The 19,609-nt window shown below is 49.4% G+C and carries 14 protein-coding genes; 4 read left to right on the forward strand and 10 right to left on the reverse strand.

The genetic code is table 11. The features are described from left to right. Positions 1–4 precede the first annotated feature (4 nt). Both LQ567_RS07855 and LQ567_RS07860 read right to left on the reverse strand, forming a co-directional pair. Positions 5–2,104: a beta-L-arabinofuranosidase domain-containing protein gene (locus LQ567_RS07855; protein WP_231003887.1), complete on the reverse strand. Its 2,100-nt coding sequence runs from the start codon at positions 2,102–2,104 to the stop codon at positions 5–7. After that, complete coding sequence (locus LQ567_RS07860) at positions 2,094–2,852, reverse strand: phytanoyl-CoA dioxygenase family protein (protein ID WP_231003889.1); 759 nt, start codon at positions 2,850–2,852, stop codon at positions 2,094–2,096. The genes LQ567_RS07855 and LQ567_RS07860 overlap by 11 nt, the downstream gene beginning before the upstream one ends. Positions 2,853–3,222: 370 nt before the next feature. On the opposite strand from LQ567_RS07860, the gene LQ567_RS07865 reads away from it, so the two are divergent. The 4 genes from LQ567_RS07865 (at position 3,223) to LQ567_RS07880 (ending at position 7,088) form a co-directional block, all read left to right on the forward strand. After that, positions 3,223–3,921 carry an SGNH/GDSL hydrolase family protein gene (locus tag LQ567_RS07865; protein WP_231003891.1) on the forward strand — a complete coding sequence of 233 codons (699 nt, stop codon included), beginning with the start codon at positions 3,223–3,225 and terminating at the stop codon, positions 3,919–3,921. Between the two features lie 110 nt (positions 3,922–4,031). After that, complete coding sequence (locus LQ567_RS07870) at positions 4,032–5,300, forward strand: MFS transporter (protein ID WP_231003893.1); 1,269 nt, start codon at positions 4,032–4,034, stop codon at positions 5,298–5,300. A gap of 5 nt (positions 5,301–5,305) precedes the next feature. Beyond that, positions 5,306–6,265, forward strand: coding sequence for a hypothetical protein (locus LQ567_RS07875; RefSeq protein WP_231003895.1), 960 nt, complete (start codon positions 5,306–5,308; stop codon positions 6,263–6,265). 22 nt (positions 6,266–6,287) lie between these two features. After that, positions 6,288–7,088 carry an HpcH/HpaI aldolase family protein gene (locus LQ567_RS07880; RefSeq protein WP_231003897.1) on the forward strand — a complete coding sequence of 267 codons (801 nt, stop codon included), beginning with the start codon at positions 6,288–6,290 and terminating at the stop codon, positions 7,086–7,088. Between the two features lie 299 nt (positions 7,089–7,387). Here the strand turns inward: LQ567_RS07880 and LQ567_RS07885 are convergent, their stop codons facing one another. From LQ567_RS07885 to LQ567_RS07920, 8 genes are all read right to left on the reverse strand, one after another. Beyond that, complete coding sequence (locus LQ567_RS07885) at positions 7,388–8,863, reverse strand: glycoside hydrolase family protein (protein ID WP_231003899.1); 1,476 nt, start codon at positions 8,861–8,863, stop codon at positions 7,388–7,390. A gap of 2 nt (positions 8,864–8,865) precedes the next feature. Next, positions 8,866–10,029 carry a sialidase family protein gene (locus LQ567_RS07890; RefSeq protein WP_231003901.1) on the reverse strand — a complete coding sequence of 388 codons (1,164 nt, stop codon included), beginning with the start codon at positions 10,027–10,029 and terminating at the stop codon, positions 8,866–8,868. 132 nt (positions 10,030–10,161) lie between these two features. Next, entirely contained in the window at positions 10,162–11,589 is a 1,428-nt protein-coding gene (locus LQ567_RS07895) for a sulfatase (protein WP_231003903.1), read from the reverse strand. An 80-nt stretch (positions 11,590–11,669) separates the two neighbouring features. Continuing rightward, complete coding sequence (locus LQ567_RS07900; RefSeq protein ID WP_231003905.1) at positions 11,670–12,920, reverse strand: sialidase family protein; 1,251 nt, start codon at positions 12,918–12,920, stop codon at positions 11,670–11,672. Between the two features lie 94 nt (positions 12,921–13,014). Beyond that, entirely contained in the window at positions 13,015–14,379 is a 1,365-nt protein-coding gene (locus tag LQ567_RS07905) for a sialidase family protein (protein ID WP_231003908.1), read from the reverse strand. A 23-nt stretch (positions 14,380–14,402) separates the two neighbouring features. Continuing rightward, positions 14,403–16,121 carry a motility-associated ABC transporter substrate-binding family protein gene (locus LQ567_RS07910; protein WP_231003910.1) on the reverse strand — a complete coding sequence of 573 codons (1,719 nt, stop codon included), beginning with the start codon at positions 16,119–16,121 and terminating at the stop codon, positions 14,403–14,405. Between the two features lie 226 nt (positions 16,122–16,347). After that, entirely contained in the window at positions 16,348–18,171 is a 1,824-nt protein-coding gene (locus LQ567_RS07915) for a phosphodiester glycosidase family protein (RefSeq protein WP_231003912.1), read from the reverse strand. Positions 18,172–18,217: 46 nt separating this feature from the next. Continuing rightward, positions 18,218–19,597: a DUF1735 domain-containing protein gene (locus LQ567_RS07920; protein WP_231003915.1), complete on the reverse strand. Its 1,380-nt coding sequence runs from the start codon at positions 19,595–19,597 to the stop codon at positions 18,218–18,220. Positions 19,598–19,609: the final 12 nt, after the last annotated feature.

Raw genomic sequence — 19,609 nt, forward strand, 5'->3', positions numbered from 1 at the left:
GCTTTTATTTATTCTTTAATGCTTCCGTTATATATGCAGGCACTTTCACAGGCGCTTTCATACCATAGCCCATCAGCTTCCAGGTATTGCGTGCATACATATTTCCCATATACATGGGCTGTGGCAACCATACCCGGTAAAGATTGGCATCGCTCCACCGGTTGCCTGCGGATGCATAATCACACATAATGATCTTCTTTTCGCGATGAATATGAAACACCGGACGGTCTACAAACGGCACTTCAAACGTCATCCAGATATCGCTATCCGGAACAGTAACGGGTTTCAGATCAATATACACATCCTCCTTCTGACTGTCGAAATCATTGTTCGGATTTACAAACCGGTACCTGGGATTGTTGGGAAACTCCTCAAATTTACGGGAATCTCCGATCAACCATACCGATGTATCCTGCTCCGGCACCAGCCGGTTGTCCAGCGCCAGTACAACGGGTCCGCGTACCACTGCCTGATCCGTTCCCGACGGAGCATGTACCACACGCCCCCGCATATCCAGGGTCAGTTCGATCCGGTCACCCTCTTTCCATACCCGGTTCAGCAGTGCATAGCGTCCCGGGGTTACGGCGATATGCGTTCCATTTATGGTGAGCGTTGTTTTCCTGCTCCAGGAAGGAATGCGTAATTGCAGCGGAAAAGAAACGGAGCGGTCTGCATGTACCGTAAACCGGACGGTTCCGGATGCCGGGTATGTTGTTTCCGTTTCCAGTCGCACGGTTGCGCCATTTTTTAACCGGTGGCTGATATGGCCTGGTGTATAAAGATTGATCGCCAGCGCGTCGTTCTGCATTTTCATGGCCATCCATTCCGGTGTGATCAATAACCCTCTTGGCCCGCTCGATACACAGCAACTGATATCGCAGCCCTGTACCCGGCTGGGCATGCGTTGCCCGTTTAACTGCGAGTGATAGGCCCACCATTCCCCGCGGGGCATCATAGCCCCCAGCAATCCGTTGTATAATGATTTTTCCATTTCATCCGCCCAGTGCGGATTGCCGGTAAGACGCAGTAACTGGTAGCAGAATTTTATCCAGGTAGCCGTGGCGCAGGTTTCATTGGGCTGTTCCAGCACACCCGTTTGCGCCAGCGCCCCGTTATACCACATTTCATGATTGCAGACTGTACCCGTGATCATGAGTTCATACCGCTCTATTGCCCCGGCAAATTTAATACAGGCATCCAGGTACCGTTTATTGCCCGTGGCCCGGTACAATTCGCAGAGTCCTTCAAAATCAGACATCAGCGTATAAGCATGCCGTATTTCATAATTCACCGGCGGCAGACCCGCTTCTGCATTTTCGATCAGTCGCACGCCTTTCGGGGCATATTTACCGGGCTTATTCCAGCTTTCCACAATGTACCGGCTGTATTGCAAATACCGTTTATCACCGGTGCGCTGATACAGCAGTACCACCGGCTCCAGGATGGAAAAGTTAACGCCTCCCTTATGAAAGGCCGGTCCATATTCTTCCAGGCTCGTTTTTCCGGGTCCGGTCTTTTCCAATAAATAATCGGCGCTTTGCTGCGCCGCCTGGAGGTATTGCCGGTTACCGGTTTCATCATACTGGGCAATCAGGCCCAGGAGCACGTATTTCTGGATCCAGATATCCCACACCTTAAATGCATCCGGGGCATTATACGTACTGATGTAGCCTCCTTCGGCAGGTGCATGGATCAATTCCTCCATGGCAGCGTTTGCTTTTTCTGTTAACCCCCGATCCGGCCGATAACGGCAGGCCAGTGCGGCTGCGGCGGCCCATTTACCAATAAACTCGCCCCAGTAGCCGCCCGGGTCCAGGTTCTTGGTTTTAAAGATCCGGAGAAAAGGCGCTGTGGGTTGCAGCGCAATGCGGTTGCCGATGCAAAGGTCGATCTTATTACCCAGGTATCCCCCGATACGTACAGCACCGGCGGCCAGCGGTTGCAGCCGGTCCTGAACGGCAACTGCTTTATTTTGCTGCGCTCCGGCAGTAAGGGCAGTCAGTCCAAAAACGATCATGATACAGCCGTAACGGATAGCGTTGTTGCTATTTGAATGAAAGCACATCTTCATACGTATCAAAAACCGGCGCAACTTATTTTTCATTTTTTTCAAATCGTTCTTCGTTTAACTTTTGCTGATAGGCTGCTTTTGCATCCAGGTCTTCTTTTGCAGATCCTCCGAAATAGATAAACCCGAGCGCCTTGCGCGAACGGTCACTCTCATTGGGGTCTGTGCGGTGAATGGTCATGGCATCGTGTACCAGCAGGTCGCCCGGTTTTGCACGAAAAAATATTTCGCTGGAAAAATCGGCATCCGAATAATCTGTTATGCCTTGTGAAAAACCCAGTGTTTGGGTACGGCCATGCGGACGCATGCCTTTTAGATGCGATCCCTTGATATAACGTACACAGCCATTGGTTTCATCCGCCTCCTCCAGCGCCAGCCACATAGTGATAGCCTTACAGGGCTTTAACATAAAATAATACCCGTCCTGGTGCGCAGGCGTAGCCTTGCCGATATGGGCGGGTTTATTAAAATACTCCAGGTTGCGGGGAACAGTTGTATCCTCCAGCAATACACCCGCCAGTTCTTCAAACCGGCTGCCTTTTAATATATCGTTGAAGAACGGGCTGTACTGATGAATATCCTGCAGCTGTTTTAATGTTGCCGGATCATTTTTATCTTCGTAAAACACATAGCCCGCCGGCATTTCCGGAACTTTTTGTTCAATAAACCGTTGCAGCTCCGCTCTGATCTCTTTTATTGCATCCATGTCTAAAAAGCCGGGGAGGTAGGCATATCCATCCCGGTCATAATCCGGTTTTACAGCAGAAAAATCGTTTGAAATCATAATTAAATATTTTTGGTATCGGTAATATCAAATTTAGCCTCCGTTCGCCGGCAGAAACAGTACTATTTTGTTTACTATTAATATTTTTATACCCTTCATCGATTATGGTTTATTGAGCTAATAATAAAGCGCGGCCGTATAGTGATCCCCATGTTAAAAATCCGCCCATCGCAGCGCATTCCTTACCGGTCATTTCCGGATATAAATAAAAATCAACCGGGCCATTCTTTCGCAAATCAGGTACTTTTATGCCAGCTTATGCTGTTGCTTACTAAAAAAATATATTTTCAATGAATCCGTTTCTTTATGTAAAACGAGCAGCAGCCGTTCTTTCAGTTTCTTGATCATTCATTTTAACATTCAATCGCCTATGCGTTACCTTGCTTTTTTTATCGCTTGTGTCTTTACCATTCAATACGGGTACGGCCAGGCCGATACCACTACCTATCTCAACAACATTAAAGCCGAGCTCCGTAAAGAGTGGCCAAAGAACCGCACCATCAACCTGGTATTCCACGGCCATTCTGTTCCTTCCGGATATTTTAAAACACCGTTCGTTAATACGTTCGATGCCTACCCGTACCAGGTACTGAAGCAATTGAAGGAGCGCTATCCCAACGCGGTGATCAACGTAATCATCACGGCCATCGGCGGAGAACATTCTGAATCGGGCGCAAAAAGATTTTCCACCGATGTACTTCCACATCGTCCCGATGTATTGTTTATCGATTATGCACTGAACGACCGGATGATGGGAACCGAACGCTCGCGTATCGCCTGGGAGAAAATGATCCGTATGGCGCAGGAACAACATATCCCAATCATCCTTCTTACACCAACTCCTCATCAGCAGTTCCCGATGACCGGTGCAGCAGCGGCCTACGCTCCTTTTGCAGCCGGTATCCGGAACCTCGCAAAAAAATACAATATTGGTCTGGCCGACAGTTACGGAGCATTTGAACAAAAGTTAAAGGAAGGGCATACCGTTGCTGAATATATGTCGCAGGTGAACCACCCCAATAAAGAAGGACATGCCGTGGTGGCCCATGAAATCATGAAATGGTTCTGAGCTGTGCACGGTGGTTCAGCAGTATTGCCGGTTCGGGCGATGTAATATAGTACCACAATCCCAAAAAAAGTAAGAGGATTCATATTCCTGTATCCGCTATCTTCGATCCGATGATTACCCATAACGATTCCGAGCAATATCAAAAACCCATGCGTGGTGCCTGGCTGACTGTTCTCCTGCTGTTCCTGGTTGGCTTTCTGAACTATCTCGACCGGATCATGCTGACCACTATGCGCGAGTCCATTGTGGAAGCCATTCCGATGACCGATGCCCAGTTCGGATTGCTGACCTCCGTGTTTCTGTGGGTATATGGACTGCTTAGCCCGTATGCAGGTTTTCTTGCAGACCGTTTCAGCCGGAGCAAAGTAATTATCATCAGTCTTTTTGTATGGTCTGTTGTTACCTGGCTGACCGCCCATGCACAAAATTTCGAACAATTACTGGCCACAAGAGCACTCATGGGGATCAGCGAAGCCTGCTATATACCGGCAGCATTGGCTTTGATCGCCGATTACCACCGCGGTAATACCCGCTCCCTGGCTACAGGTATTCATAACGGGGGCATCATGATCGGGCAATCTATGGGTTTTCTTGGCGGGTTGATCGCTGAAAGCCATCACTGGACATCCGCCTTTACATTATTTGGTCTTTTTGGTATCGCATACGCCATACTGATGTTCTTCCTGTTAAAAGATACGCCCGGCCGCCGGGAAACAATGCCTTCAATACAGGGCTCCGATGTGCAAAAGATCAGCTTCCTCAACGGAATAAAAATGCTTTTTAAACAGCGCAACTTTATTTTGCTCGTCATTTTCTGGGGCCTGCTGGGTGTGGTGGGATGGATGATCATCGGCTGGTTGCCGACTTATTACAAAGAGCATTTTCAGCTTTCGCAAACCAGGGCAGGCGTATATGCCACCTGGTACGTATACCCGCTCAGTTTTGTTGGAGTGATCCTGGGCGGATTTATCGCCGATCGCTGGCACCGCTCGAACCGCTATGCCCGCATCCTACTGCCGGCCATCGGTTTACTGATTGCTGCACCGGCAGCCTTTATTGCCGGCTCTACCGATATTTTAATGGTTGCCATCGGCGGATTTATGATCTATGCACTCACCCGTACGTTTACCGATACCAACCTGATGCCGGTACTCTGTATGATCGCCGATGAAAAGTACCGCGCAACAGGATACGGAATCTTAAACATGTTCGCCTGTATCGTAGGCGGACTGGGCATTTACGCCGGAGGTGTGCTGCGGGACGCATCGGTAAACACACAGGTTCTGTTCAAAACGGCCGCAATCACCATGGTTATCTGCGCCCTGCTCCTGTTTATGATCAAAGCTTTTTATGCCCGCACAACCAACCCTTCAAAATAAATATAATGAAACTGTTTGTAGCAATCTGTACCCTTTCACTATTAAACCTTTCCTGTATGCAGCCCTGCAAAATACAAGACCCCTTAAAAGAGCAAGCATTGACGGAACTGCACGCCGTATTAAAAAACAACACCCAGTGGGTGAAGGTGCATGCGGCCGAATACCTGGTATGGCTGCACAAAGACATGAGCGAGGTTCAAAAGATTTACCAGGAAGAATACCGTCAATATCAGAACGAACCTAAATACCGTATTGGTATTTCACGGGTTTTATATCAGACCGAAACAGACCCGGCAAAGAAAAAGGCCTGGCTGGATAAGGTGCTTACTGTTTTCGGTGATACTACTTCTCCAGACCGTATCCACGCGGCCGAAACCCTGGCCAAGTTAAAAACATCCCCGGCTGCTTTATATCCCCAGGCTACTGATGCGTCACTGCAGGATACCAGCCGGATCCTGCAAACCTACACCTTATGGGCTACCTCTTATACGTCAAAAGAGATGGAAGAAAAAAACAAGCAGGCATTTATCCGGATGGCGTTTGAAGATACAGACCCCATCATCCGGAAAATCAGCGCCTATGTATTGCTGAAATCAAAAGACCTCACGCCTGAGGAGTGGAAGGCGTTTGCTGCCAAAGCTCTTGAAGAACCGGCTTCCGGCGGGCTGCGGAACAACCTCCTGCAGGCAGCCTTTGTAACCTATACCGGCGGCGATGCAACCATTCATCAAAAGATAAAGACCGAAATAACCGGCAACTGGAAGCAGTTTACTGCCGGCGAACGTATTGAACTGGCGCAGGCACTCGCCGAAAAGGGAGGTTGTGAAGATGCGGCCATCCTCGCTGCCTTTTTAAATAATGAAGAGCACGATAATCTTTATGATGCCAAAAGTTCCTCCGGTGCCGATGTACGAGCCGCGGCGGCCTATGCCATTTTAAAAATAGCCGGAAGAGAACCTAAATAATGTGTATTTTACAAGTATAAAAATGAGAGCAAGCAAGGTATTACAGAAACTAAGAAGCGGCGGTTTTGCCAGCTGTATAAAAATCAACATCTCGAATGCCCAGGTGGCTGAAATAGCCGCCCTGTGCGGGTTCGATTGTGTATGGGTAGACCAGGAACACTGTACCCCCGACTGGGATGTGCTCAACAGCCAGGTATGGGCAACCAAAGCATACAATGCAGACCTGATGGTACGCGTGCCACGGGGCAGCTACAGCGATCTGATCAAACCCCTGGAAATGGATGCCACCGGCATCATGGTGCCACATATCATGAGCCTGGAAGATGCCCGGAGCGTGGTGCAGATGACCCGCTTTCATCCCGTTGGCAGAAGACCGATCGACGGAGGTAATGCAGACGGGGCCTATACCAATATGGATTTTCAGGAATACCTGGCCGCTGCCAACAAAGAGCGGTTTGTAGTATTGCAGATCGAAGATCCGGAACCACTGGAGGAGCTGGAAGCCATCGCCGCACTCGAGGGATATGATATGCTCTTTTTTGGTCCGGGTGATTTCAGCCAGGGTATCGGCGCGCCCGGTGATTTTACCCATCCCCGGCTGCTGGAAACGAGGGCGCGCGTGGCAGCACTTGCACGGAAATATGGAAAATTTGCCGGTACCACGGGAAGCATCGACCACCTGGAATCGTTTAAACAAATGGGATACCAGTTTGTAAGTGTGGGTGCCGATGTGGTAGGCCTTTCCGCTTATTTTAAAAACCTGGTCAGTAAGATTCATTCATCCGTAACTGCAGAACAAAAAGGGAACGAAGCCTATAAATAACCACCGGGCGATACAACAGCGTACCGGCCTGCAGCCGGTTAATCTTAAAATCAAATGCATCTGCCCATCCTGGAATGGAGCAGGATCGTTTTAGCGGCCTGTAACTATGATGAAGATTTTTTAAAACCAGAAATATCCCTGAAATAACAGGAACGCCATCTCAAAGAAAAGACCCGATATCATACCTGGCTACACCCCTCACACCTATCCGCTCTCCAGGAGCCGCAAATGTATAGCCTTTACCATTGAGGGAGGAACCGGGCTCCGGAGGTGCCCCGTATGGATACCCGATGCCTTTCCTAATTAAATTTCAACGAATACAGATCGGCATCCTTAAGATGGATCCGGAGCCTGACCGGATGACCAGCCAGTGCAGTAAGATCTGAATTCCCGTTCCATGAAACAACCCGCCGGATTTCATTACCAATGATCTCCTTTGCTTCTTTAACCGTATACCCGGGCAGCGGATCGCCCTTCGCATTAAGTATTTCGATCTTTACAAAACCTGCCGCTGATGTGGCATAATTGATCTCCAGTTCCTTCCCTTTAAATATAAAGGGCCTGGTAAGCATATACCCTCCGCCAGCATCTCCGTGCAGGGAAGCAAAGCCATCCAAACGCAGCGAATAGCGTTTTATATGCGCTGCCGGCTGCGCATAGCTTTCATTCACGTATACCGACAGCTCCGCAGGACCGGTTTGCACTACGTTCAGCACCGGGTAGTTGGTCCGCGATACCCAGTTCTCAAGGCCGATACCCGGGCGGATAAAGGACTCCATAAAGGTGCGGTCGTAGGTATTACCGCCCCTCGTGCTCATGAGAACGGCATCCGAACAATCCCCGAAATACTTCGGATCCACCTGCAATGCTTTTGCTGCTGCGCCGCTCAGTACCTGCCGGCCCGCCATGAACCGCGCACCAATGGCCAGGTAAAGCTGCGGAGCCCGAAAATAGGGACTCGTTTGCTGGGTATAAAGATGCTCCGGGAGTGTAGCACCAAAGCTCATTTTTACGGGGGCCGTCCAATGTATAAAATCGCTGGAGGTTGTTCTGCTTACCGACCGGAAACCTTTATACCGGGTAAAGCCGCCGTCACTCCAGGTACGGAAATAGCAAACATACTGCTGCTCGCTTTCTGACCAGAAAACCACGTTTTGCGAATCAAACACCCCCGTCCTGAACACAGCAGTATCCCTGAGTTTTTTCCAGTGAATGCCATCGGCCGACACAAATGCCAGCAACCCCGATTTATCGATCCCTCCCACGGCTTTATACCGTTCACTTTTTTTAACATGAGGATTGGTATCCAGAAAAGGTGTAAAATTATGCGTGGCAGGCGCCGCATGTGCCAGGATCACATTATTTGCTGCAGTACCGTTGATGGTATAGATGCCCAGGCTGGGTTTTACCCAATGGATCCCATCGGTAGATTCGGCATAACAGGTCACTTCATTATCGCCACCGTCTTTGATCGCCTGCCGCACACCCCGGTAATACATCCGAAACGTATGTGCATCTTTTATGATGGTGCCATACCCGCAAAAGTTGCCTTCCCAGGGATGATCAAACGTCAAAACTACTCCTTCATTATGCGGATGCTGTAATTGCTGTGTAAGCTGATGCAGCGAATCGATCAGGTATTGATCTACAAAAAGCTCGCGGTTGTTACCAAGCATAAGCGGCTGCCCGGTTGCCGCGGTCAGCACCGATAAAAAGCCTGCCAGTAACTGCAGTTTCAGGATACAGATACGCCTGATTATTGAATAGCCGGTCATTGTTAATCGATTTCCAGGATGGTACCCGCAATATGCCGTATGCCATCCTGTTTATTAAAATAATAAACCACCAGTACCTTGTTATGAGTTAGTTGCACCGGCCAGGAGTAACCCAGATCCCGGCTGCCCCCGTCATCTCTTAATATGATCTCCGGTGCCGTTGCATAATCGGTGCATTCGGCATTCAGGATCCGTGCCCGGATCCCAAAGGGCTGGTGCCGGTATCCATAGGTAAGCAGTACCCGGTTATCCGGCAGGCGCAGGGCGTTGAGCGGGTGTCCCTGGAAGCCCATCTTTTCCCAGCGAAATGTTTTACCACCATCCACAGAGCGGGCAATGCAGGCCTGATCATCGTAAAACTCCGTTCGTATAAACGCCACGATATCGCCCTTGGGTGTTTCATACACCGATGTTTCACTGAAAGAGATACTGTCGTTCCGGGCCACCGGCGCTGCATACTTCCAGGTGCTTCCTTTATCATAGGAGATCAGCAGGTGCGTGGCATTGATCAATGGTTTTGTTTTATCAATACTTGCCGCTACCCAATAAAGCTGCCCATTTTTGCCTTCATACATCGCTCCCCTGTTGAACGCCGGCAACGGATTACCAAATGCATCATTATGTTGTTCTGATGGTATGTGCAGCGGCTCGTAAGGTCCCTGCCATGTTTGACCACCGTTAAGCGACTGCAGCAGATAACCGCCATTAAAGAAGGCATTTAGCGTATAGTGAGCAAAGTACGGTGGTTTTAGCCTGGCATCAGCCCGGGGAAATACCCAGGAGTAGCTGGCGCAAAGAATAGATCCATCACGCAGTTGCAATAAACAGGGGTCCTGTGAACCTCCAAAAGGATAGGCATATAAGAGCTCCGGTTGCCGGGGCCAGCTGAAGCCATCCGTTGAACGCATCATTACCAGGTAGCTGTTGGGATCCACATGATTGGTTCCCTTTTCTCCCAGCCGCTTCCGCTCCGGCGCTCGTCTGAATGCCAGCAGGAACTCCCCGTTTGGCCGCCTGATGATAGAGGGAAACGAACTGTAAAAGCGGGCATCCTCATACAGTACGATATCTTTTATTTTTTTTACGTCTGATTTTTTTTGCTGTGCAGCCGCCATAATCACCGGCAGTAAAAAAAGCAATAGTAATCCGTTTCTGACCTCATGCATAGCTGCAATTTTTATTCTTAAAAAATGATCGTTTATCTTCAGGTTCACCCGGTATCAATCCTGCTTTAAAGACCGTTCGGATAACACAACCGTCACTGAATAATGCTCTTTTTGTTCAGGAAAACAGCTCCGCTACATTGGACTGTAAGCCGGGTTGGGAGCGGGGTATACCGCTTTTTCCTTTTTCAGCCAGGCCTGCAGATCCGCCTGCATCTTTTGCGCAACGACTTTCTTAACCGGCGCCAGGTCATGTGCTTCTGCCGGGTCATCCTTCAGGTTGTATAGCGCACAGCGCGCATCTTCATACCAGTATATCAGCTTCCAGTTGCCGGACCGGATGGCAGATGCCGGGCTTCCCTTTTGATTGCCGTAATGGGGGTAATGCCAGTACAGGGAGCGTTCCGGTGCCTTTCCTTTTGTTAACAGGGGCAGAAGATTAACGCCGTCTTTGTGTTGCGCACTGTTCTGCGGCAGCCCGGCCAATGCCAGTAATGTAGGATAAAGATCCGTATTGATCACGGGTACATCGATCACCGTGCCCTTGTTATTCATCGCCGGCCATTTCAACAGAAACGGCACACGGATCCCTCCTTCGTACAGCCATCCCTTACCTCCACGCAACGGTCTGTTGGCCGTGGGCATTCCCTCTGCCGTGGAAAGCCCGCCATTATCCGAAAGGAATACAACAATCGTATTCCGGTCCAGCTGCAGTTCCTTCAGCTTTTGCAGTATGAGGCCCACCGCTTCATCCGTTTCGAATACCATCGCCGCATACCGCTCATGATCCTGCTTTACCCGTTCTTTGCCCCAGGCACTTGCAACAACGGGCTGCTGCAGCTTCAACCGGTCTTTTTTGGCTGCATAACGGGCGATGTTTTTCTCCCCGGCAAGTACAGGAATATGCACCGCATAAAAAGAGATACAGGCCAGAAACGGCTGGTCCTTATGCTGCTCCAAAAAACGGGCGGCCTCCCCCGCAATTTCAAAGCTGCCCTTTGACGGATCTTTTGCCTTTCCTTCAAAATAGTGATCGAAGCCCTGCGTTAAAGGACTGTTCGCCGGACCCGAGCCCAGATGCCATTTCCCGGCCAGGAACGTTGCATAACCGGCCTGTTTAAATACCTCCGCCAGGGTTACCTCCTGCTGCGGAAGGTAATCTCTGTAAGGCGCCGGTAACAACCTGGTGATCTTTTCTTTTCTCGTTTCTTTTGCCGCTTCACCAGGCTGTATTGCACCAAACCAATCAGTGGTTTGCATGGCTACCGGATACTTACCCGTCATGATACCGGATCTTGCCGGAGAACACACGGGTGCCGATGCATACGCATTGGTAAAACGTGCCGATTGCGCAGCCAGTGCATCAATATGCGGCGTATCGTAAAAAGAAGAACCATAACAATGCAGATCCCTCCACCCCATATCATCTATCAGAAAAAAAAGAACATTGGGATGTGGGCCCGGCACTACAGAGCGCGTATAACAGCTTCCGTCCTGTGCATGTGTGGTAAGGAGCAACAGGCCAAAAAACAAATGCCTCCAAACACTGTATAATTTGATCATACTTCCCGAAGTTGTTTTACTGTTCTTATGTTGTCGGAGCTCCCTAACCGCTTCAACTTACCGGAACTGCGCCTATAACATCATCCTTTTAACTGCCAGTGCGTTGTTACAATATTGGTGGGCTGACCGCTGCCGGGAGACTGGTAATAAGCCGTTATGATGGATCCGTCATGTAACTGCACAGAGGACGGATACCCCATATCGCCATTGGGCGAGCTGGTTAAGATCACCTCGTTTTTGAGATCCCAGGTTTTGCCCTCATCATACGAAAGACAGGCCCGCTGGCTATAAGCAGGCTTCCTGTGACCATAGGTAAGCAACAGCGTATTATTCTTTAAAAGTGTCAGATGAGGGGGATATCCCCAAATACCCGTTTCCCTGGCCACCGTCCAGGTTTTACCGCCATCATAACTTTCAGATTGCAGCAAATAACCGTTATGAAATTCCTTCGACTCGTTGCGGATCATGGCCAGCAGTTTTCCCGATGGCAACTCGATCACGTGGGGCTCCGAGATACTCTTCGCATTTTCCGGCAACGGAATATTTCCGATCACCTGCCAGCTAACGCCATCATCTGTTGACCGTTCAATCAATACCGGCCCCATCGATTTGTACCGGCCCGTTCCCACATATAAAAGATGTCCGTTTTTCAGATTCACGGGGCCGTGCGGGGCTGTACCCACTGTACGGGAAGGTGACTCCCAGGTTTTACCACCATCCGGCGATCTTTTTGTCCAGTTACCCAGCCATTCTTTTTTTGTTTCCGCACCGATCTTTTCTCCGATACGGGCATATTTATTATACGCCCCTTTCCAGGCCGGATTTTCAAAAGCAAGCGAGGTAAACCAGCTCACCACAAGGGTGCCTTTTTTTGTTTGAATGATTCCGGCATCCCGGTCATCCAGCGGCGTGTTTGTGATCGTTACGGGAGCAGACCAGGTTTTACCATTATCCGCCGATCTTAAAAGCTGCGTTTTACCAAACGGACATACATGGCTGTCCCTGTCGCCGGAGTAAACAATGATCAACTCGTTGTTTTTTGTCAATACAATGGTAGGCCATCCCAGGTAACGGTTGGGTTCGATCTGGTTCGTTACCTGAACGGGATGACCGTTTTTATCAATGCCATTGCACCCCGCAGGAAACCTTCCGGGTTCTATGCAAATCGTTTTGGTTTCGAATATTTCTGCAATTGCCTGTTCAAAAGTGCCGGTAACCGGATGCGGCAACTTTACCTCCGTACCGGTACTGTTCAGATCTGCAAACCTGGCAACCAGGGGAGATACGCCGATCAGCCCCAGGAAATTTCTTCGGTTATATGCTTTGCTCATAATTTAATGATTCTTTTTTTTAATTCCACTGTTCCTGAGACACCGGTGAACAACGGAAGTTTATTACTGCCTTCAGGAATTGAATACCGCCGGTTTATCGTTTATCCACCACTACTTCGCGCACTTTGATGGCCTTACGAATGGTGCCCTCCGGTGTCTGATAATGAAAATCGGAATAAATGATCAGTAATTTATTGGAACCGGCCGGCAGCAATCCGGTATATCCGCAGGATACCTGGGCAGAGCCCCCACTCAATTCTTTTTTGAAGTCCATATCATGTGGCAACATCTCAAATGCCCTCGACCACTGCATCCCCCTGGTATCCGTTGTGAACCGCAGCTGTACGCCTGGTCTTCCGGACGACATCACCAGTACCCCATTGGATAATTGCAGCAACCGGGGTAATACCCCCGCCGGGGTGATCACGCGCGGCACCGACCAGGTTTTGCCCTGATCCCCGGAATAACTGCCATACATCGGCCCAATGCCCGCTCCATCCGTGGTCCGGAGTACACAAAGGAACGTGCCATCTTTTAATATTTCAAAGGCAGGTTCTGTATATCCCATACGCTTTACAGACACGGTATCGCCGGCTGTATCCAATTGAAAAGGGATCCTGCCCAGGATGCTCCAGTGATGGCCATTATCCGTAGACCGGTAAAAGAAAGCCCCGGACCGCGGATCCGTTTTCCCGTTCTTATCGACCATGAAACCGGGATATATACCTGCGATCAGTGAACCGTCCCGCGCTGTTTTGATATCGCCCCACCATACAATCGGCACCAATCCGGCCAAACTGTACCGCGCCGCCTGCGGATCATCCAGTGCGGCCTTCTCCAGCTCCCATTTGGAGGCTCCTTTTTTTAAGCGTTTGAAATATACACCCTGCCTGCTTTCCGGAAGTTCGCTTAACCGGTAAAAATTAAAATTGGATTTCCGGTAATTTTCAAGTCCCACGCCAACCGGCGCCGGCAATTGCAGTTCTTTTTCGGGGATCGGTTTGGGAGTGTAAATAGCCAGGCGGTCACCATTGGGCAACAGCACCGCATTACCCGGTTCTTCCGAAGGCTCCAGATGCCAGCTTTTACCCCCATCGGCGGAAACAGCCGTACCACGCGTATCATTCCCATAGGCTTCTATAGCATCCTGGGTAAGGTTCCACTTTGCCACTATATTTCCATCGGTCATGCGATCGATATTCGGAAATTGAAAAAAGCCCCATTTTTCCGGCCTGGAAGCCACGGAGATCACCACCGGTTCTTTAAACCGGATATCAAAGGTGATCTTCCCCTGTTGTTTATACCGGATAGTGGTGGCACCATAGGCCGGAATCCCGTCCCTGAGGCCCCTGCCCTCACCCGGCGAAGGGTCGTCTACAACCACACTGCGCTTTGAAGATGGCTGGGCCCCGCAGATGCCCGTTACAAAAAATAAAAAAAGGATTAAAGAGGTGCGCATTTTATATATTTTAAAGTTCAGCACTATTGCAATTCCATGGTAATGGTTTGTGCCAGGGACAGGATCATGTTATTGTCCTTATCTGCATTGCTTTTGTCTACTGTTTTGCGGGTATCCTGTACCCATGCCAGCACGCGGCTTTGCGTGCGGGTCCGGATCACCACACCCGTGGCCGCATCCACCCATTGTTCTCTCTTAAATAAAAGCTTTCCGCCCCGGTCATTAAAATACTGATAATGCACCAGGTTGGCCTTATCTATGGTGGTGGCATTTAACAGGTCGGATACGCCAATGCCCAGATCTTTTAACCAAAGCTCCTGCGCCGTACGTAGCAGCCTGCATTTTACACCGTTGACCACCACATCCTGTACATACGTAACCGGCATTTCCAATGTACGCACCGGGGGCTGATCGGTACCCTGAAGCGCCGGGATACGCAGGGCTTCCAGACTTTCCCATTGATCGCCGGGCTGCAACCCATCCACGGGTAATAATGCCACCAGGGAAGCAATATCCGGTGCCAGCCAGGCGGCTTCCCTCCCGTTGGTTTTTACGCCGGTTACCTTACCCTGACGACTGGCGGTAAAACGGACTGACTGCCCGGTGGTGTTCACGCTGCTATCGAACCAGCTGAAGTCACCAATACGTGCCTCCAGCGACGCCGCTTTTTGCTCATTAAGTCCATTGCTGCGTAAGCTAAGTATTGCGGTTCCTTCCAGGTAAGGCATTCCCGTTTTCTCTCTTGGTTTAAAAAGGCGGTAAACCGGTTTGGGCAGTGCGGATAAGGAATTGGCCACCGGTATTGCCTGCAAACCGGCTACGGTTACTTTATACGCCAACGCTTTCCCTTCCGGGTATTGCGCAGGTATTACATGGCGGTCCGGTTTCAGATACCGGAACAACTGTTTCAGGATCCGCTCATTCTCGGCCCAGGGGCGCGACATATTACCCGTCCAGGAGCCGATATCCCCTACCAGCACCACTTTCCCTTTGCCCGGCCGTACCTGTATGATACCCGGTCCGCGCACATGACGATCCGGGTAACCGGCATCAGAGGCTACCTCCATCAACACCTCCGGCTTTACCGCACCCGGCAATAGCTTCAGGGTGCAACCGGCACCATAATGAAAAACCGGAACATCATAAAAATGTGCATGCCCTTCACCGATGGGTACATCCGAATAATGGGTATCATCATAATTCCAGGCCAGTCCGAAAGCATTCACCAGCTTTTTTAACTGCACACTTTCAAAATCTTCGGCGGCGCGATCGGGCGTCGTAGCATTGATCATGATCATCAGGCTTCCACCCTTTTGCACATATTCAACCAGGTTCCGGATCTCTGTATCGGAAAGGGCCGGCACTTCGGGCACCACTTTCGGATTATCAGGATTGAGGATCAAAACAGCATCCTGGTCTTTCAATGTTTCTTTAGTAAAGGGTGCACGGCCTATTGTAATAAAGTGCTCCCGGCCCAACGCCGTAAATACCGGGTCAAATGTATTGGAATGCACAAAATCATCCCAGGCATAACGACCGGCGCCCGCGATCCAGCTGCCGGTAACCAGGTGATTCCCCACCTTTGTATTGGGCAATGAATGATGATAATAATCAAAATAAATCCTCAGCGGTTTTGCAGGTGCGGAACTGTACGCAATTGTTCCCGGAGACGGTGCTGTTTGTGCCCACGCGCCCAAGGGTAGCAGCAACCACATCGTTACTTTAAAGATTTTGCGGATCATAATAGTTATTTTTTATAGAAGCGGTTTACATTACTTACCGGTATTACTACCGGCATGTGATGCATTATAGAAGTTTAAAAAGACATCAATGTTCAATACGATTCCACAGCCGTTCTTTATATTCCCTGTTAAACCGGTTGCACCGGATGAAACAAACAAAGAATAGCTTACCAATCATTTTGTGCGGTTATATTACAATATCAGTAACCACTCCCCTGTTTGCGCTTTACTGCACAATAATCTTAATACTTTTTGTAACACTCCCGTACGTTGCCGTAATTTTCCCGGTTCCTTTTGCGGTGGCGGTGAATGTTCCATTCGAAAAGCTACCGATCGCATTGTTATCCAGGGCAACCGTTGCGGGTACAAGGGCGGTATTTACAATAAGACCGTATTGATTCATGCCATAAAAAACGGGCGTGAACGTATTTCCCGCTGTCAGCCGCACCAGGCTGTTTGCCGGCGAAAAAGCGGCAACCGTGTTATCTTCCGGTGCAGCAGACACCCCAAAGATCCCCTCACCATTTACATAAGAAGTAGTGCCGCTGTTCGGACGGTTCATCAGCCCGGTATTGTTATACCCGGCGTTCTTTACAAACATAGTCGTTTCATTACCGCCTATCAGATTTAGAGCGTTATATACTCCGTAAAGCTGCATCAGCTGGGCCACTTCCTTGGTAAACAGGCCCGGATTATCTACCGTGCACATATATACTTTGCTTTCATCCTGCGAAACACCGATGGCCGTTCGCTGCAATTTTGAAATCCAGTTGGTATCATTTAGTATTCCATTCCGTATGATCCAGGAACGTCCGCCGATCATCTGGCTGAAACTGCGGCTGGGTGCGCTTTGAGGATATACCTGTATATTCACCTTAACGGTATCACCGTTTGCCAGTTTGGTTACCGTGGTAATGGGTGTGGTACCGCTGATGGCCTGCCCCGGATAGCCCGACAGTACAGCTCCGTTAGCCGGGATCGCCATACCTGTTTGTTTGGCCACCACACTTCCGTTCACCACAAATGAAGTGGTTTTATTAAACCCGAACGGAAAAGAGAAGCCCGTAACAGGCAGTAATGAGGCTTCGGCTCCGGCATTGGACTGCAAGGTGGAAGCTCCGGTATATCTGGTCATGAGCATGATATACATCCGGGCTTCACTAAGGGTACCAAGACGGATCTTATTTACGCCATCAATGCTCATAAACTGGGTTTTAGAACTGGCAGAACCATTGTAAACAGCATAATCGATGAAGAGCTTTTTGCCATTTTCAAAAAACGCATGCGCATCTACCCCACCCGTGTTCACATCCGATGCTGTAAGATAGCTGGGACTTGTAACCAGGTCACCATCAATCACCAGCCCCTGCACGGGTTGTCCGTAAAAATTATCGGTGGTGGTCCGGAAAAAGTCACCGCTGGTACCGGCGAAATAAACATTACCGGGTGCTGACTTCCTGGAAGCCATGGAAAGCACGGTTTCTGTAGTAGGGATCTTATCATTTGCCAGTACCGGTTTAAAGGTGAGATAAGGATTGGAAACATCATACACCAGCATGTTGATCTTTACCGGGGCATATGCAAATCCCGTATCATTTAATACCAGCTGCATATAACGCGTGCCCGGGCCCACATCAAAAAGCGCTGCTGTATCCAGTAAATAATAGCTCCCCTGTATATTGATGATCTGGCCAAGGCCGGCCGTTCCCTGGTCGATTGTCTTATAGGTAAAGGCCACGCTGTTTGAACTATATCCCCCGTTCCACACTTTTATATATACGCTGCCCGATCCCTGGGGAACCATTACTTTTACATACGTATCGCCCGTCTCGACCACCTTTGCACCATTGGCACCAAATAATACTGCTGCATTTTTTGCAAAACTTTGCCCGCTGATGGTCAGCGTATCTCCAAACACTCCCAAACCGGTGGAAACACCGGTTATGAACGGTGTGTCACGGGAAACCGATCCCAATTCCGAACCGGTTCTCTGTTTATTGCAGGCAGCAAGGGTTACCATGCATAGCACAACCACCGATAGTTTTCGCATATGTAATTTATTTAGTCGCATGTATTTCTTTTTCAGGTACGGGTAATTAGGGGCGCAGCATATCTTCAAATGTTGGAGATTCATACCGTATCACATCCCCCGAATAGGTGTAACACACCAGGTCTCGCTGGTACACACTGAATGCCTTTGCATACCTTGCCCCAAAATCCGGATAAGAAGCGGGTGTTACGTAATTATATACCGGGTAGTTGCCCGCCATCGGATCATAGCTTGCATAGATCAATGCCACATCATCTGTAAGGAAGAACTGCCGGTCATTAATGGTACAGCCCGATTTTATACCAAACCCCCAGGAGTTCTGATCCTTCCGGTTGGTAACAGACAGCTGGCCATTAGCATCCAGGCGGTTGAATTTTGAATGCCACAGGCTGGTGGCCGTGGTTGTGCGGGGCGGATAATAGATCACGTGGGTAAACCCGTTGACGCCCGCAAAAAAGCGGCGCCTTTTCTGTGCAGTATACAGCTGGTACCCCCAGTCTTCATTATACGTGGCGGGGCTGGTATTCGACAACTGGTGCACATTATTGGTTAACCGCCTGGCCGGGCCCACGGTAATATTAGGATAAGGCGTAACGGCAAAGCTATACGGATGGCCGCATCCGGTGGCGGCGGAGCTCCAGTTGGATGAACAGGGACTTTCCGTATCCACTCCAAAAATCATCTGGTAAAAAGGATGAAAAAACAAACACTCATACCGTTTAAAACCGCCGGCTATCATAACCGGCTCGCCCATTTGCCGGTTGCCATTGCTTTCCAGTGGGATGAACCACAAATTACCCGCCGTATCCTTCATCATCAGGTCTCCGTAAAAATCGAAAAGATCAGCTCTCGGATCTGCCAGTTGCGGTATGTTGCCGATCTTAAGTCCCACCTGCAGGGTGCGGCTGCTGATAAGGATATATTTGATATCCTTTTCCAGGTCTACTTTGAAGGCGGCATCGGAAGCCGCTACCCGTATCGGCAATACATAATCGGTAAGCGGCAGCAGTTTATCCTTATAAATAATCAGCGGCAGCAACCCTGTTGAAGCCTGGCCGCTATGGATCACCGTATCTGTAACCAGTTTATAGGCATCTGCCGGAAGCGGTAAATACGTGCCCACATTATCATTATCAAAGGCCTGTACATAGGCTTCAGGCAATACCGTAAATGTTACGGGTATATCGTGAGGCGCCAGGAAATTTCCTCCGATATCCACTTTGTAACTGAATACCGTTGTATCTCTGTTGCCCACATTTGTGTTAACACGGATCTTGGTAGAAAGTGCGGTATTAACATCTGAAAAATACAATTTGTTATACGCATCATCATTATTCTTGTCAACAGGCAGATTTTCCTTTGCGCAGGAAAACAATGTTGCCGGCAACAACCACATGAGTGTATAGTAAAGAATATGGATCTTCATGTTGATTTATCT

It is taken from the genome of Niabella pedocola (genome assembly GCF_021044425.1).
GTDB classification, from domain to species: Bacteria; Bacteroidota; Bacteroidia; order Chitinophagales; family Chitinophagaceae; genus Niabella; species Niabella pedocola.

Bases quoted from the DNA above. Each gene is read 5' to 3' on its own strand.
- LQ567_RS07890 (WP_231003901.1), bottom strand. From the start codon at position 10,029: ATGCATGAGGTCAGAAACGGATTACTATTGCTTTTTTTACTGCCGGTG.
- LQ567_RS07885 (WP_231003899.1), bottom strand. From the start codon at position 8,863: ATGACCGGCTATTCAATAATCAGGCGTATCTGTATCCTGAAACTGCAG.
- LQ567_RS07860 (WP_231003889.1), bottom strand. From the start codon at position 2,852: ATGATTTCAAACGATTTTTCTGCTGTAAAACCGGATTATGACCGGGAT.
- LQ567_RS07880 (WP_231003897.1), top strand. From the start codon at position 6,288: ATGAGAGCAAGCAAGGTATTACAGAAACTAAGAAGCGGCGGTTTTGCC.
- LQ567_RS07875 (WP_231003895.1), top strand. From the start codon at position 5,306: ATGAAACTGTTTGTAGCAATCTGTACCCTTTCACTATTAAACCTTTCC.
- LQ567_RS07895 (WP_231003903.1), bottom strand. From the start codon at position 11,589: ATGATCAAATTATACAGTGTTTGGAGGCATTTGTTTTTTGGCCTGTTG.
- LQ567_RS07905 (WP_231003908.1), bottom strand. From the start codon at position 14,379: ATGCGCACCTCTTTAATCCTTTTTTTATTTTTTGTAACGGGCATCTGC.
- LQ567_RS07920 (WP_231003915.1), bottom strand. From the start codon at position 19,597: ATGAAGATCCATATTCTTTACTATACACTCATGTGGTTGTTGCCGGCA.
- LQ567_RS07915 (WP_231003912.1), bottom strand. From the start codon at position 18,171: ATGCGAAAACTATCGGTGGTTGTGCTATGCATGGTAACCCTTGCTGCC.
- LQ567_RS07855 (WP_231003887.1), bottom strand. From the start codon at position 2,104: ATGAAAAATAAGTTGCGCCGGTTTTTGATACGTATGAAGATGTGCTTT.
- LQ567_RS07865 (WP_231003891.1), top strand. From the start codon at position 3,223: ATGCGTTACCTTGCTTTTTTTATCGCTTGTGTCTTTACCATTCAATAC.
- LQ567_RS07900 (WP_231003905.1), bottom strand. From the start codon at position 12,920: ATGAGCAAAGCATATAACCGAAGAAATTTCCTGGGGCTGATCGGCGTA.
- LQ567_RS07910 (WP_231003910.1), bottom strand. From the start codon at position 16,121: ATGATCCGCAAAATCTTTAAAGTAACGATGTGGTTGCTGCTACCCTTG.
- LQ567_RS07870 (WP_231003893.1), top strand. From the start codon at position 4,032: ATGATTACCCATAACGATTCCGAGCAATATCAAAAACCCATGCGTGGT.